This window comes from Burkholderia sp. HMSC10F09, assembly GCF_001806955.1.
In the GTDB taxonomy this organism is placed as follows: Bacteria; Pseudomonadota; Gammaproteobacteria; order Burkholderiales; family Burkholderiaceae; genus Burkholderia; species Burkholderia multivorans.
Window position 1 is genome coordinate 1 of sequence record NZ_KV786838.1, and the last position, 13,411, is coordinate 13,411.

Consider the following 13,411-nt stretch of genomic DNA (forward strand, 5'->3'; position numbering starts at 1 on the left):
GTTCGCGCGCCGCTGCGACGGCCGGCCGGGGCGCGTCGACGCGCCGGGCCGCGCCGTGCCCGTCGCATGAAAGATTTGCAAGGACCGTGTAGCGATTCCCGGAGCGGCGTGCCGGCTCGGCGCCGGTGCGCGCAGCCCGGACAGGAGATGCGATGCAGAACGCCGAATCGAACCCTACCCCGAAACAGCAGCAGGAAACGATCGCGCAAAGCCCCGCGAAAACGCCGGCGGCCGGCCACGAAATGCCGAGCGCCGCCACCCAGGCGAAGGAGTTCGCGCAGCGGCCGCTATCGCCGGAGGCCGTCGCGGGCAAGGCGCCGACCGGCTTGCCGCCGATCGATCGAGATGCGCACGCGGTGGACAGCGGCGATCCCGTGCGCCGCGCAGGCGGCCGCATCGTCACGATCGACAACGCCAACATGGCGATGACGGACAACACGGTCGACGTCGACGGCAAGGGCCTCGAAGCCCGGACCGGCGCGTCGAAGTGGCACGACAACGTGATCTATTCGAACGCGTCGCTCGACGAAAGCGTCGACACGCCGGACGACGGGCTCGGTGGCATCGAGAGCCGCCCGGACGGCAACATGCCGCTGATCGCGACGCGCCCCGGCTGGCGCGTGCGTCACGTGGGCGATGTCGAAGTCCCGCACGGCGATTCGAGCCGCGCCGAGCACGTCATCTGTCTGGAACGGATCGAATAAGGAAGGAAGCAAGCCGCCCGCGCACCCTGCGATGCGCGGGCCGCGCTGCCGGCGGCAGCGCATCGTGGGCCCTATTACTGCGGCCCGAGTTCCTGTGCGGACGTGTCGGCGTCGTTGCCTTGCGCAACGAGCACGTGAATGTCGTTCGGCGTGACGTCGCCGATGCCGCCCGACGGAATCGTCACGATCAGCCAGTCCGCGTTGTTGTTCAGCGTGACCGGCGCGGTCTTCAGAATCGGCGATTTGCTGCCCGCCGTCGTCACGATGATCTGATAGGTGCCGCCGTTCAGATAGACGGAGTCCTGACCGGAAGGCGGCGACGCGTTCTGGTACGCGGCGCCCGTCAGCGTCGGGGTTTGCGTCGTGATGTCGGTGTTCGGCGGCACGACGTAGACGTCGACGTTCTGCGCGTTCGGCGATGCGTTGAAGCTGCGTACGCGCGCCTTGTCGGACAGCAGGCCCTTGTCGTACGGATCGTCGACGACCGAAATCGCGGACGACGTGCTCGGCAGCGCGATCGTCGTGTAGTGGTGGCCGTTCGCCGCGTTGAACGACTGCGACGCGACCGTGGTGTTCGTTCCCGATACGTCGTAGCTCGCGGTCTGCCCGCCCGAATCGATGTCGTGATAACGCGTGACGCCCTTGTACGCGACGCCCGACGCGTCGACCTTCGCGTTCAGGTAGTAGTCGAGGTTCGGGCCGGCCGGCACCGCGTTGATGAAGCGCGCCTGCGGCTTCGAGATCCCCAGTTCGGTACCGAGGTCGTTGCCGTCGCCTCCCCCGCATGCGGCGAGTACGGAGATCACCGAGCACAGCGCCACCAAAGTTCGAATGGATTTCATGTCGTCCTCTCGTTCAGAAAACCTGCTTGCGATGCGCTCCTGCCGCGCGAACGGTTCGCGCGGGGCGCAACGCCGGGTTCAGGGAAGTAGTCGTCTGCCGGGTCGGCAGGCGCGACCAAGTCGCAAAGAGCGTGCCCGCTTGGCACGACGAACGAGTAAAACGGCGGCCGCACGACGATGCGGCGGCGCGATGGCGATCGTGCGATCGCGCGTGCGACCGGCGGCACGATGATGCGCGCGTGCGATCGTTCCGACGATTGTAAAAAGGTGGCGATGCAAAGCGGCATGCAGCATCGCGTACGTGGTCATGACACGCGAAACCGTTTTAAACGGTCGTCCTTTCGATGCTGACCACATCGGCGGTCGATGCGCGCACAACGATACCGTGACGTTGCGCGCGCATGCGTTTTACCGGTTCACGAGCTTGGCCGGATACGCGAGCGCCAGCGCGCACCCGATCAGCATGCAAGCGGCGAATGCGTAGAGGCCCGCGCTCTGCGAATGGAACGTGTCGCGCAGCCAGCCGATGAAGTAGGTGCTGCCGAACCCGCCGAGGTTCGCGATCGAGCAGGCGAACGCAATGCCGCCGGCGGCTGCCGATCCCTTGAGGAAGGTCGACGGCAGCGCCCATACGACCGGCATCGCGGCGGCCGCGCCCGCGTTGATCAGCGAGAACAGCACGACGGTGCCGACCGTGCCGTGCGACGACGTCGCCGCGATCGCCAGCGCGACCGCCGACACGACGAACGGCACGACGATATGCCAGCGCCGTTCGCGTGCACGGTCGGAGCTCGCGCCGCAATAGAGCGTCGCGAGGACGGCCGCCGCGTTCGGAATCACCATCAGCCAGCCGATGTGATAGGCGTCCTTCACGCCGGTGTCGCGCAGGATCGTCGGCAGCCAGAAGCTGACCGCGTACAGTCCGAGCAGCACGCACAGGTCGATCAGCCCGAGCGCCCATACCTTCGGATCGGAGAACGCACGCCCGAGCGCGTGGCTCTTGTTCCCCGACGGGTCGCGGTCCAGGTTCGCGCGCAGCACGCGCTTCTCGTCGTCGTTCAGCCATTGTGCGGACTCGATGCGGTTCGGCAGCCAGCGCAGCACCGCGAAGCCGAGCAGGACCGACGGCAGCGCTTCGAGCAGAAACAGCCACTGCCATCCGCCGAGCCCGTGCACGCCGTCGAACGCCCGCATGATCCAGCCGGAGATCGGGCTGCCGATCATGCTCGACAGCGGCAGGCCGACCATGAACAGCGCGACGATCCGCGCGCGGCGCGCGTCCGGATACCACTGCGTCAGATACAACAGCACGCCCGGCAGAAATCCGGCTTCCGCGGCGCCGAGCAGGAAGCGCACGACATAGAACTGCATCGGCGTCTGCACGAACATCGTCGCGCCCGACAGCAGCCCCCACGTGATCATGATGCGCGCGATCCACAGCTTCGCGCCGACACGTTGCAGGATCAGATTGCTCGGCACCTCGAACAGGATGTAGCCGCCGAAGAACAGGCCGGCGCCGAGCCCGTACACGGCATCGCTGAACTTCAGCGCGTCCAGCATCTGCAGCTTCGCGAGCCCGATGTTGATGCGATCGAGATACGCGGCGAAATAGCACAGACAGAACAGCGTGATCAGGCGCAGCGTGACCTTGCGGTAGAGCGCGCCGTGCTGCGCGTCGTCGGCACCGACGGCGGCACTCGGGTGGGCGGTAGACATGGGATAACCCCTGTTCGTAAGTGACGGAGGAAATGGGTCGACGGTCGACGCGAGCGTGGTTCGGCGCGCGCTTGAGTCTGTATAGCACGCCAATTAATGAGCGTACACACTGCAAAATAAGAAATCTCGGCGGGGGCTTGAAGCGCGGCTCTCGACAGGCGGAAAGGTATCGAAAACACTGGTGTAAACGCGATATTCGGCGGGATTTCGTTGCGAATCGACGGCACCGTTACGAGGCACGAAGCTTCGAGGAAAATTGTATGACTACGCTCGAAAATGGCGCGTGTACACCGGAGCGGGATGCGGCGAAGCGATGCATGCGATCCATGCACCGAACGCGGCGGACTCGCGCGCCGCCGTCCGTTGACGCACCGCCATGAGGCATCGCCATGCACCGCTTGTGCCGATTTGAGGGTGTACACTCCATGTCTTTCGGTTTTCATGCGGTGCGAGCCGCGACTTTCATGGCGTCTTCCAGGGATTCCTACGACTTTCACGACCAGATCGGGCACTTGCTGCGCCGCGCGTATCAACGGCACGTCGCGATCTTCCAGGAGGCGATTCCGGATTCGGATCTGACGGCCGCGCAGTTCGTCACGCTGTGCGCCGTGAAGGAGCGGCAGGCGAGTTCGCTGAACGACATCGTGAAGGCGACCGCGATCGATCAGGCGACGATACGCGGCGTCGTCGAGCGGCTGAAGGCGCGCGCGCTGATCGAGGTGTTGCCCGATCCGAACGACGGCCGCAAGCTGCTCGTACGAGCGACGGCCGCCGGCCTCGCGCTGATCGACCGCACGGTGCCGTTCGCGCGTCAGGTGACGGAACGCACGTACGGGACGCTGAATCCGGGCGAGCGCGTCGCGCTGCAGTTTCTGCTGCGCAAGATGATGGACGAAGAGGGCGCCGAGTGACGCGTGATCGGCGCGTTCGGTTCGCGGCGACCTCGATCGCGACGAACGGCGGCTAGGCGGTATCGGCCGGCGCGCGCGTGCCGGCCGCATCGCCCGCAAGCAAGCGGCCGGCGTCGCGCAGTCCGGCGCGAATCGTCTCCGGCGTAAAGGGCGGTGCGTAGAACCGCACGCCGGTCGCATCGAACAGCGCGTTCGCGACCGCGGCCGGCCCCGGCACCGACGCCGATTCGCCGGCACCGAGCGGCGGTTCGCCCTGTCGCGGCATCAGCACGACGTCGACGTCGGGCACCTCCGCGAACGTCAGGATCGGATAGCCCGCCCATTCGCGCGACGCGACCTTGCCGTCCGCAAAGCGCACGCGCTCCTTCAGCGTGCGGCTCAGCACCTGGATCACGTTGCCGTGAATCTGATGGCGTACGCCGTCCGGATTGATCATCGTGCCGGTGTCCTGTCCGACCGTCACGCGCTCCACGCGGATTTCGCCGGTCGCGCGATCGACGCTCAGATCCACGATCCACGCGGACCACGCCGCGCCGAAACCGGGAAAGCGGCTGTGCACGTAGCGCGCGTACGCGATGCCGCGCCCGCGTACGACGCGCGCCGGATCGGGATCGCGGCGCACGCGCGGCGTCCAGCCTGCGCGTTCGGCCACGGCATGCAGCAGCTCGATCGCGCGCGCGTCCTGCAGATGACGGATGCGAAACGCCAGCGGATCGACGCCGGTCAGCGCCGCGCATTCGTCGACAAACGTATCGTGCGCGAACGAGTTCGGCAACGCCGAGACGCCGCGCAGCCACGACGCGCGCACGAGCGGCGCGAGATCCTCGCAGACGAAGCGCCGATGCGCGCAGACATACGGCGACACGGCCGTGCGGTCGCCCATCTCGAACACGCGCGGCTCGGGCGCGATCGTGCCGGTCAGCAGCGCGGCAAGCAGCGGCGCGTCGTTCGACGGGTAGCGCGTCGCGAAGTCGTAGCCGACGAGGCGGCCGTCGCGCGACACGGTGCCCGTCACGCGCATCTGCTGGCCCGCGCCTTTCGGTTCCCACAGATGCTCGTCCGCACGCATCAGCTGTACGCGCACCGGGCGCCCGACCGCGCGCGACAGCAGCAGCGCATCGCCGCAGACGTCGTCGGCGCCGTTGCGGCCATAGCAGCCGGCGGCTTCCATCCGCACGATGTCGATATCGGCTTCGTCGCGCGCGACGAGCGTCGCGAGGTCGTAGCGCAGCGACACAGGGTTCTGCGTGCCGGACCACACGGTGATGCGCCCGTCGCCCGGTGCGCGATAGTCGGCGACCGCGCACGATGGTCCGATCGACGCATGCATCTGGAACGGCCACGTATAGGTGCGCGTCAGCGTGAGCGTGTCGGGCAACGTGCGGGCGGCTTCGACGTCGCCTTCGTCGAGCAGCAGGCGCGGCTGCGCGGGCGCGGCGGCGATCGCCGCCGCCGGATCGTCGAGCGGCGGCAGCGGCGGATGCGGGCGCCACACGACGCGCAGTTGCCGCGCGGCGCGGATCGCGTGCTCCTCGCGCTCGGCGACGACGCCGACGAAATCGCCGATCGTCACGACCGCGACGAGCCCCGGCACGTCGGCCACCGACGTGCGATCGACGTCCAGCAGCGACGCGCCGACGAATGGGCCGCTGTCGTGGCCTGCATACGGTGGCCGCACGACACGGCCGTGCAGCATGCCGGGCACGCGTACGTCGTGCACGAACGTGAGTTCGCCGGTCGCCTTTGCCGGCAGGTCGACACGCGGCGACGCGCGGCCGACGATGCGGTACTGCGCCGGATCCTTCGTGCGCGTGTGCGGGTCGAGCGTCAGCGCGATGCGGCGCTGCGCGACGAGTTCGGCGTAGCTTGCCTGGCGCTGCGCGCCGCTGTGGTCGACGGCCGAGATCGTGCCGTCGTCGACGCGCAGTTGCCCGGCATCGACGCCGAACTGCTCGGCGGCCAGCGCAAGCAGCGCATGTCGCGCCTGTGCGGCCGCGCAGCGCAACGGTGCGGCCGAAATCTGGATCGTCGCGCTCGCGATGGTCGGGCCCTGGTTCGGTGTCGCGGCCGTATCGCCGAGCACCATCGTCACGCGCGCGGCCGGCACGTCGAGTTCCTCGGCGACGATCTGCGCGAGCGAGGTGCGGATGCCGGTGCCGAGGTCGACGTGACCGTTGAAGGCGAGGATGCGGCCGTCGTCGACGATCGCGACGAATACTTCGGGCAGCGCCGGCACATACGACGACAGGCTGCCCGGCTGGCCGGGCGCCGGCTTCACGGGCGGCGCGGGCGGCCGGATCACGGTCAGGCAGCCGGTGCGCGCGAGCAGTTCGGAGCGGTTCACGGAGCAGGTGTCCTGGGTGGCGGCGCGGCGGGTGCCGCGCGAAAGAGTCGTTCGGGACGGTTGGCGGCACGATCGCCGCGTCGTTGCAGGCCCATTCCCGAACGATCCGCGCGGCCGCCCGTTCGAATCTAGACGGCCAAAAACGCGGCGTCAAAGGCGGCGGTGGCAGGCGTCGAGCGCGTCGCGACCGGTGCGGCGCAGTTCGGCCGCGATGCGCATCGGCTCAGCGCGCGGGCGCGTGGGTCGCATGCGTCGCATGTGTCGCGTGCATCGCATCGATCGCCGCGATCGCATCGTCGAGCGGCATCACGGCCGCATATTTCTGCTGCATGTCGAACAGATTCGCTTCGTGCGGTGCGATCGCCCGATCGCCGACGCAATCGGCGAGCACGAGCGGACGGAATCCGTGCGACATCGCATCGACGACGCTCGCGCGCACGCAGCCGCTCGTCACCGCACCGGCGACGAGCAGCGTCTGCACGGCGCGCTGCGCGAGCCAGGGCGCGAGCTGCGTGCCGAAGAACGCGGACGGCACGGTCTTGCGCACGACGAGCTCGCCGCGCGCGGGCGTCAGTTCCGGCACGATCGCGCTGTTCGGGTGGTGCTCGGTCAGCGTCGCCATGCCGGGCACCTTCAGCGAGAACACGTTGTCGTCGCTGCCGTCGTCCGCATAGACGATCCGGCTGTGCGCGACCGGCCAGCCGCGCTGCCGCGCGATCGCGAGCGCCTGCGTCGTGCGCGCGATCGCCGGCGCGATGTTGCCGCCGCCGAACGTCGCAGGATCGGCGAACCCGACGACGAAGTCGACGATCAGCAGCGCAAGCCTGCCGTGTGGCGGCAACGGCGTGCCGAAACCCTGTTCGCGATACACGTGCGCTTCGGCGTGGTGGGAGAGGTCGTTCATCGTGGGTCTCGTCAGGCGGGTTGGTCGGTCACGCGCCCGTCGCGCACGACGGCGTGGCCGTCGAGTTCGACCGTGCAGCGGCGCAGCGGGATGTCGATGTGGCACGTCGTCGTGCGGCTGCCGCCGCCTTCGTTGTTCGGGCCGAGCGAGAACAGGAAGTTGCCCTCGAAGGCGCGCGCGTCCATGCCGATCGTCGCTTCGCGGTCGTAGAGGCCGAGCGTCGACCAGCGCGCGCGCGGCTGCAGCCCCCAGCCGATATGCGAGATCGCATAGCCTTCGGGATCGGCGAACGTGTCCATGTAGTCGCGCAGCAGATCGGCGTCGACGCCGCCTTCGATGCGCGTCGCATAGCCGCCCTCGACGGTCAGCACGATCGGCTCGCTCACGTAGTGCTTCTGCGGCAGCAGGATGTCGCCGCGATCGATGACGATCGTGCCGCGCGCCGTGCGATCGTTCGGGTAGGTGAGCGCGAAGCCGCTCGGCCAGTGATCCCAGCGGCCCGGCGCGTCGACGAAGCCGTACTCGGCCGTCGGCTCGAAATCGCCGAGCGGGCAGACGAAGGCGGTGCCGGCCGCCGAGCTCACGCGCATCTCGCGCGCGGAGGCAATCTGCTGCGTCGCGGCGAGCACGCGCGTGCGATCGGCGAGCGTCGGCACCATCCGCACGAGCACTTCGGGCGGCTCGACGGCGAGCAGGATCTTCGTGCCGGACTTCAGGATGTCGTGCTGCTCCGGCGAGAACAGCAGCGTCATCAGATCGAGCACGAGATCGCTCGCCTGCAGCGCCGCGATCGCGGCGCGGTTGCCGGTCAGCGGCGTCGTGCCGAGATAGGCGAGCGGATCGCGGCTGAATGCCTTGTCGCCGTTGACGGGCGGCAGGTCGAGCCGGTTCACGATCGCGCCCATCGACTGCGTCGCGATCAGCGCGCATGACAGCGTCTGAGGATGGGTGGCCGCGCTCGTCAGGATCGTGACGGTCTGGCCCGGTTCGAGGCGCGACAGCGTGAGCACCTGCTTCCACGCGTCGATCAGTTGGGTGTCGCTGACTGGCATCGTCGGCTCCGGTAAAGGCGTGAGGAAAAGGCGGCGTCAGGCCGCGAGCGGCGCGCCGAGGAAGTCGCCGAAGGCCGCGTAGAAGCCGCGTGCGTTGTCCCACGGAATCATGTGGCCGGCATCGGGCACGCGCACGTGCCGCATCGACGGCGTCGCGCGCTGCAGTTCGGCGACGTCGTCGTCGCGTACCACGTCGCCGCGCTCGGCCGTGATCAGCAGCGACGGCACCGCGAGCTGCGCGGCGTCCGCGTGGAAGTCGTCGGTGTGAAAGCCCTCGTACGAGGCGCGCACCGCGCGCTCGTCGCAGGTATGCAGCCACTCGGCACGCAGCTGCCGCTCCGCGTCGGTCCAGGTCGGGCAGAACGCGCGCATCCCTTCGGCGTCGGTGCCCGCACGTGCGAGCGCGATCGAATCGATGTACCACGGCAGCTTGCCCGGATACTCGCGGCGGCCGGGGCCCGACACGGGCGGATCGACGAGCACGACCGATTCGAGCCCGCGGATGCCGCGCCGCGCGGCGCGTGCGGCGATGCGCGCGCCCATCGAATGACCGACGACGCTCGTGCGCGACAGGCCGAGCGCGGCGACCAGCGCTACGACGTCGTCGGCCTGCGCATCGAGGCTGTAGTCGAGCGTGGGCGACGCGTCGGAGAGCCCGCGGCCGCGCACGTCGAGCACGTACGTATCGAATGCGGCGCCGAACGCTTCGCCGACGAACCCCCATGTGATCGCAGGGCTCGTGATGCCGGGAATCAGCACGATCGCCGCACGCGTCGCGCGCGCGCCGGTTGCGCCGCCGTAGCGCAGGTAGTGCTGGCGAATGCCGTTGGCGCGCACGTTCGCGCCGTACAGGAAAGTCGAGGACATCGTGAAAGCTCCGTCGGAAACGCGCGTTCAGTACGCGCCGGACAACAGCGCGCCCGCGCCGGGCACGATCGGCTCGAGATCGAGTTCGCGCAGCATCGCGTAGGTCGTCGCGATCGCGGCCGTGATCACCGGCTTGCCGGTCATGGCCTCGACTTTCGCGACGGCCGGCAGCGACGGCATCTGCACGCAGGCCGACAGCACGATCGCATCGGCGTCTTGATGCGGGAGCGTCTTGACGATGTCGGGCAGCCGCGCCGGATCGTGGCGGCCGACCTCGAGGTTGTCGGGGATTTCGAGCGCGCGATAGGCAATCACGTCGTAGCCCTCGTTGCGGATGTAGTCGACCACGAGCTCGGTCAGCGGCTTCATGTACGGCGCGACGACGACGATCCGCTTCGCGCCGATCACGCGCAGCGCGTCGACGAGCGCGCCCGCGCTCGTCAGCACCGGCGCGCGCGCGCCGTTGCCGGCCGTATGTTCGGTCAGGCGCGCCTGCGACACGCGGTGATAGCCGTGCCCCATCGCCATGATCGCGACGAGGCAGGCGTAGCCGAGCACGTCGACGCACGCGTCGGACAGCTCGACCGCGCAACGGTCCGATTCGGCGTCCATTGCCGCCAGCTCTTCCTTGACGACCTTCTTCATCCGCATTCGGCTCGAGTGATACGTAAAGCGCTCGGGCCGGATCGTTTCGCGCAGCCGCAGCATCGCGGGGATTTCCGTTTCCATCGTCGTGTTGGAACTCGGCACGATCTGGCCGATGCGATAGGTCTTGCTCATGACGGGAAGGCTCCGTGTCGGTGAGGGAGGGGCGCTGTGCTGGCGGGCGATCGCGCAGGTTCGAGCAAAGTCTAGTGTGTACATTTGAAAATGACAATGGGTCAAAATTCATCGACGAGCCCTCAGATCGATGGCATATAAGTATTAATGGCGAAATATTGGTGTTTTCCCGAACCTGAAAATGCGCCTCGACAATCCGCTTGTCACAAATAAATTGAGTGTGTACGCTACATCAACACCGTTCAATCCGCCCGTTCTCGCGTCAGGTCCGGCGCCGGGCTCACGATCAGGAGATCCGCATGAGCACACCCCGTATCGCAATCATCGGCGCCGGTCTCGGCGGCACGGCCGCCGCGGCGCTGCTGCAGCGCGCCGGCCACGACGTCGTGCTGTACGAGCAGGCGCCCGCGTTTTCGCGCCTCGGCGCGGGGATTCATCTGGGCCCGAACGTCATGAAGATCATGCGGCGGATCGGCTGCGAGGACGCGCTCGATGCGATGGGCTCGCATCCCGATTGCTGGTATAGCCGCGACTGGCGCACGGCCGACGTGCTCGCGCGGATTCCGCTCGGCGACCATGCGCGCAGCACGTACGGCGCGAGCTATCTGACCGTCCATCGCGGCGATTTCCATGCGCTGATGACGCAGGCCGTGACGCCCGGCACGCTCCGCTTCGGCAAGCGGCTCGCATCGGTGGAGGACACGGGCGACGACGTGCGGCTCACGTTCGCCGACGGCAGCGTCGACACGGCCGACATCGTGATCGGCGCCGACGGCGTGAACTCGCGGATCCGCGAGCACCTGCTCGGCGCTGAGCCGCCGCGCTATACGGGCTACGTCGCGCATCGCGCGGTGTTCCCGGCGTCGCTGCTCGGCAACAAGCCCTACGACATGTGCGTGAAGTGGTGGTCGGAGGATCGCCACATGATGGTCTACTACGTGACCGAGAAGCGCGACGAGTACTACTACGTGACGGGCGTGCCGCAGGCCGAATGGCCCGAGGGCGTGTCGATGGTCGACAGCAATCGCGACGAGATGCGCGAGGCGTTCGCGGGTTTTCATGCGGACATCCAGCATTTGATCGACGTGTCGCCGTCGATCACGAAGTGGCCGCTGCTCGAACGCGATCCGCTGCCGCTGTGGAGCCGCGGCCGGCTCGTGCTGCTCGGCGACGCGTGTCATCCGATGAAGCCGCACATGGCGCAGGGCGCGGCGATGGCGATCGAGGATGCGGCGATGCTCACGCGCTGTATCGGCGAGCTCGGCATCGGCGACTACACCGGTGCGTTCGCGCTGTACGAGGCGAATCGCGCGGCGCGCGCATCGAAGGTGCAGCGCGTGTCGCACGACAACACCTGGCTGCGCACGAACGAGGATCCGTCGTGGGTGTTCGGCTACGACGTGTTCGACGTGCCGCTCGTCTCGCCGTCGCGCGACAGCGTCGCGGCGGTGGCCTGACGCATCGCACGACGATGCGCGGCCTCGCCGCCGGCGCCCGCTGCGCGCGCCGTTCGCGCGACGGCGCGCGCGGTGCCGGTACGCGGCGATTTCGGCGTGTTATACGTCGATGTCGCGCGCGCCGGTCTGCGCCGGCCGCCGGCCGTGCCTGCCGTCGGCTGACGTTCGCCCGCACCCGTATCCGGATCTGCCCATGTCCCATTCCGCTTCCGCGCCGCGGCCGCTCGCGTTTCGCGTCAACGGCGTGCCGCACCGTTTCGACGCCGCCGCCCCCGATACGCCGCTGCTGCTGGTCCTGCGCAACGACTGCGCGCTGAACGGCCCGAAATACGGGTGCGGACTCGGTCAGTGCGGCGCGTGCACGGTGCTGATCGACGGGCAGCCGGCGCGCGCCTGCGTGCTGCCGGCGGCGGCCGCATCGGGGCGCGACGTGACGACGCTCGAAGGGCTCGGCTCGCGCGATGCGCTGCATCCGGTCCAGCGCGCATTCATCGACGAGCAGGCCGCGCAATGCGGCTATTGCCTGAACGGAATGATCATGAGCACGAAGGCGCTGCTCGACCGCAACCCGTCGCCGGACGACACGGCGATCCGCGAGGCGCTGCGCTTCAATCTGTGCCGCTGCGGTACGCATCTGGAGATCGTTCGCGCGGTGCATCGCGCGGCGCGCTATCTGCGGGGCGACGATGCAGCGTGATCCGAACCTGCCGGCACACACGCGCGCCGCGCAGGACGCGCTCGAATCGCGCGATGCGCCGGCCGCCGACGATGCAGGCCTGCGCTCGCATCGTGCGCGCTACGGCTGGCCGGCCGGCGACGCGCGCGATGCCGCGTCGCTCGACATCGAAACGCAGACCGCGCCCGATGGGCGGATGACCGCCTGGCGCTACCGTGCGCGGCTCGCCGCGACGGCGGGCGATGGCGACGACGCCGGACGCGTCGCGTCGTCCGGCGCATCGTCGCGTGCCGCGCCGACGGCGGTGCCGTTCGCGTACCGGCACGCGCACACGGCGATCGACATGGCGGACGCCGACGCGATTCCGCGTCATGCGCACGTATTCGCGCGCGAGTCGTTCGTCGACGAACTCGCGGGCACGTTGCGCCGCGATCCGGTCGCGCTGCGCTTGCAGCATCTCGATGCGTCGGCGGATGCGGGGCCGCGCGAGGTCATCCGGATGGTCAGCGAACGTGCGGCCTGGGGTGCGCAGACCGCGCACGATCGCGACGCGCCGACGCGCCTGACCGGTCGCGGCTTCGCGTTCGATGGCGCGACGGTGAACGCGCCGACTGCTGCGCTCGCGCCCGCCGACGAGCCGGCGGCTCGCGCCCAAGCGCACGCCGTCGCGCACACCGGCGAGGCGAGCTGGTCCGCATGGGTCGTGGATCTCGACGTCGACCGCGCGACCGGCGATGTCGCCGTGCGCCGCGTCGTGGCCGGCCAGGGCAGCGGCGAGCCGGGCCGGGCGGCGCTCTCCGGCTTGCCCGCGTGGCAGATCGAGGCGGCGATCTCGCGCGTGATGGGCGCGCCGCTGATCGCGCGCGCGGCGCACGACGAAGCCGAGGCCGGCGCACGCGACTCGGCACTCGCGCACGAACTGATCGCGGCCGATGCGAAGCAAGCCCGCGCGCGCCGCGCAGCGTCGCCCGACGATGCACGCCGGATCGAGCATGCGGTCGCACCGGCAGCGGCAGCGATCGCGAATGCGCTGTACGACGCGACGGGTGTGCGGTTTCGCGCGCCGCCGTTCGATCCGATGCGGATACGCGCGGCACTCGCGCGGCCGTCGCAGGCAGACGTCGCGGACGCGACCGGCGAAGCCAGCCGGCCCGAACG

12 protein-coding genes and 1 pseudogene are annotated in these 13,411 nt (G+C 69.0%); 5 read left to right on the forward strand and 8 right to left on the reverse strand.

All coding sequences use genetic code 11. From position 1 onward, the window contains the following. The first annotated feature begins 152 nt into the window (after nucleotides 1-152). Nucleotides 153-704 carry a DUF3005 domain-containing protein gene (locus tag HMPREF3115_RS21550; protein ID WP_006403900.1) on the forward strand — a complete coding sequence of 184 codons (552 nt, stop codon included), beginning with the start codon at nucleotides 153-155 and terminating at the stop codon, nucleotides 702-704. 74 nt (nucleotides 705-778) lie between these two features. On the opposite strand, the gene HMPREF3115_RS21555 is transcribed toward HMPREF3115_RS21550, so the two are convergent. The 3 genes from HMPREF3115_RS21555 to HMPREF3115_RS21560 all read right to left on the reverse strand — a co-directional run bounded on the left by HMPREF3115_RS21555 (nucleotide 779) and on the right by HMPREF3115_RS21560 (nucleotide 3,262). Next, nucleotides 779-1,546, reverse strand: coding sequence for a DUF4397 domain-containing protein (locus HMPREF3115_RS21555; RefSeq protein WP_006403899.1), 768 nt, complete (start codon nucleotides 1,544-1,546; stop codon nucleotides 779-781). Then, on the reverse strand, nucleotides 1,543-1,833 hold the full coding sequence (locus tag HMPREF3115_RS32015) for a hypothetical protein (protein WP_006403898.1): 291 nt from the start codon (nucleotides 1,831-1,833) through the stop codon (nucleotides 1,543-1,545). The genes HMPREF3115_RS21555 and HMPREF3115_RS32015 overlap by 4 nt, the downstream gene beginning before the upstream one ends. A gap of 121 nt (nucleotides 1,834-1,954) precedes the next feature. Then, nucleotides 1,955-3,262 carry an MFS transporter gene (locus tag HMPREF3115_RS21560; RefSeq protein ID WP_006403897.1) on the reverse strand — a complete coding sequence of 436 codons (1,308 nt, stop codon included), beginning with the start codon at nucleotides 3,260-3,262 and terminating at the stop codon, nucleotides 1,955-1,957. 464 nt (nucleotides 3,263-3,726) lie between these two features. On the opposite strand from HMPREF3115_RS21560, the gene HMPREF3115_RS21565 reads away from it, so the two are divergent. Beyond that, nucleotides 3,727-4,173 carry a MarR family winged helix-turn-helix transcriptional regulator gene (locus HMPREF3115_RS21565; protein ID WP_070555980.1) on the forward strand — a complete coding sequence of 149 codons (447 nt, stop codon included), beginning with the start codon at nucleotides 3,727-3,729 and terminating at the stop codon, nucleotides 4,171-4,173. Nucleotides 4,174-4,225: 52 nt separating this feature from the next. On the opposite strand, the gene HMPREF3115_RS21570 is transcribed toward HMPREF3115_RS21565, so the two are convergent. From HMPREF3115_RS21570 to HMPREF3115_RS21590, 5 genes are all read right to left on the reverse strand, one after another. Then, nucleotides 4,226-6,517, reverse strand: a complete 2,292-nt coding sequence (locus HMPREF3115_RS21570) for a xanthine dehydrogenase family protein molybdopterin-binding subunit (protein WP_070555982.1) — start codon at nucleotides 6,515-6,517, stop codon at nucleotides 4,226-4,228. Between the two features lie 223 nt (nucleotides 6,518-6,740). Next, on the reverse strand, nucleotides 6,741-7,421 hold the full coding sequence (locus tag HMPREF3115_RS21575) for an isochorismatase family protein (RefSeq protein WP_070555983.1): 681 nt from the start codon (nucleotides 7,419-7,421) through the stop codon (nucleotides 6,741-6,743). 11 nt (nucleotides 7,422-7,432) lie between these two features. Then, on the reverse strand, nucleotides 7,433-8,473 hold the full coding sequence (locus HMPREF3115_RS21580) for a 2,5-dihydroxypyridine 5,6-dioxygenase NicX family protein (RefSeq protein WP_070555986.1): 1,041 nt from the start codon (nucleotides 8,471-8,473) through the stop codon (nucleotides 7,433-7,435). A gap of 36 nt (nucleotides 8,474-8,509) precedes the next feature. Then, nucleotides 8,510-9,340 carry an alpha/beta fold hydrolase gene (locus HMPREF3115_RS21585; RefSeq protein ID WP_053298714.1) on the reverse strand — a complete coding sequence of 277 codons (831 nt, stop codon included), beginning with the start codon at nucleotides 9,338-9,340 and terminating at the stop codon, nucleotides 8,510-8,512. Nucleotides 9,341-9,367: 27 nt separating this feature from the next. Next, complete coding sequence (locus HMPREF3115_RS21590) at nucleotides 9,368-10,120, reverse strand: maleate cis-trans isomerase family protein (protein ID WP_070555987.1); 753 nt, start codon at nucleotides 10,118-10,120, stop codon at nucleotides 9,368-9,370. Between the two features lie 299 nt (nucleotides 10,121-10,419). Here HMPREF3115_RS21590 and HMPREF3115_RS21595 point away from each other — a divergent pair, with 299 nt between their 5' ends. From HMPREF3115_RS21595 to HMPREF3115_RS21605, 3 genes and pseudogenes are all read left to right on the forward strand, one after another. Further along, complete coding sequence (locus HMPREF3115_RS21595) at nucleotides 10,420-11,577, forward strand: FAD-dependent monooxygenase (protein WP_070555989.1); 1,158 nt, start codon at nucleotides 10,420-10,422, stop codon at nucleotides 11,575-11,577. 193 nt (nucleotides 11,578-11,770) lie between these two features. Then, nucleotides 11,771-12,274 carry a (2Fe-2S)-binding protein gene (locus tag HMPREF3115_RS21600; RefSeq protein ID WP_006403888.1) on the forward strand — a complete coding sequence of 168 codons (504 nt, stop codon included), beginning with the start codon at nucleotides 11,771-11,773 and terminating at the stop codon, nucleotides 12,272-12,274. Continuing rightward, nucleotides 12,264-13,411, forward strand: a pseudogene (locus HMPREF3115_RS21605) (cytochrome C); the annotation flags it as partial. The gene HMPREF3115_RS21600 and the pseudogene HMPREF3115_RS21605, both read left to right, overlap by 11 nt.

What these genes read in the sequence shown, in the direction of transcription:
- HMPREF3115_RS21590 (WP_070555987.1), bottom strand. Translation starts at nt 10,120, where the DNA reads ATGAGCAAGACCTATCGCATCGGCCAGATCGTGCCGAGTTCCAACACG.
- HMPREF3115_RS21595 (WP_070555989.1), top strand. Translation starts at nt 10,420, where the DNA reads ATGAGCACACCCCGTATCGCAATCATCGGCGCCGGTCTCGGCGGCACG.
- HMPREF3115_RS21575 (WP_070555983.1), bottom strand. Translation starts at nt 7,421, where the DNA reads ATGAACGACCTCTCCCACCACGCCGAAGCGCACGTGTATCGCGAACAG.
- HMPREF3115_RS21560 (WP_006403897.1), bottom strand. Translation starts at nt 3,262, where the DNA reads ATGTCTACCGCCCACCCGAGTGCCGCCGTCGGTGCCGACGACGCGCAG.
- HMPREF3115_RS21550 (WP_006403900.1), top strand. Translation starts at nt 153, where the DNA reads ATGCAGAACGCCGAATCGAACCCTACCCCGAAACAGCAGCAGGAAACG.
- HMPREF3115_RS32015 (WP_006403898.1), bottom strand. Translation starts at nt 1,833, where the DNA reads ATGCCGCTTTGCATCGCCACCTTTTTACAATCGTCGGAACGATCGCAC.
- HMPREF3115_RS21600 (WP_006403888.1), top strand. Translation starts at nt 11,771, where the DNA reads ATGTCCCATTCCGCTTCCGCGCCGCGGCCGCTCGCGTTTCGCGTCAAC.
- HMPREF3115_RS21555 (WP_006403899.1), bottom strand. Translation starts at nt 1,546, where the DNA reads ATGAAATCCATTCGAACTTTGGTGGCGCTGTGCTCGGTGATCTCCGTA.
- HMPREF3115_RS21580 (WP_070555986.1), bottom strand. Translation starts at nt 8,473, where the DNA reads ATGCCAGTCAGCGACACCCAACTGATCGACGCGTGGAAGCAGGTGCTC.
- HMPREF3115_RS21565 (WP_070555980.1), top strand. Translation starts at nt 3,727, where the DNA reads ATGGCGTCTTCCAGGGATTCCTACGACTTTCACGACCAGATCGGGCAC.
- HMPREF3115_RS21585 (WP_053298714.1), bottom strand. Translation starts at nt 9,340, where the DNA reads ATGTCCTCGACTTTCCTGTACGGCGCGAACGTGCGCGCCAACGGCATT.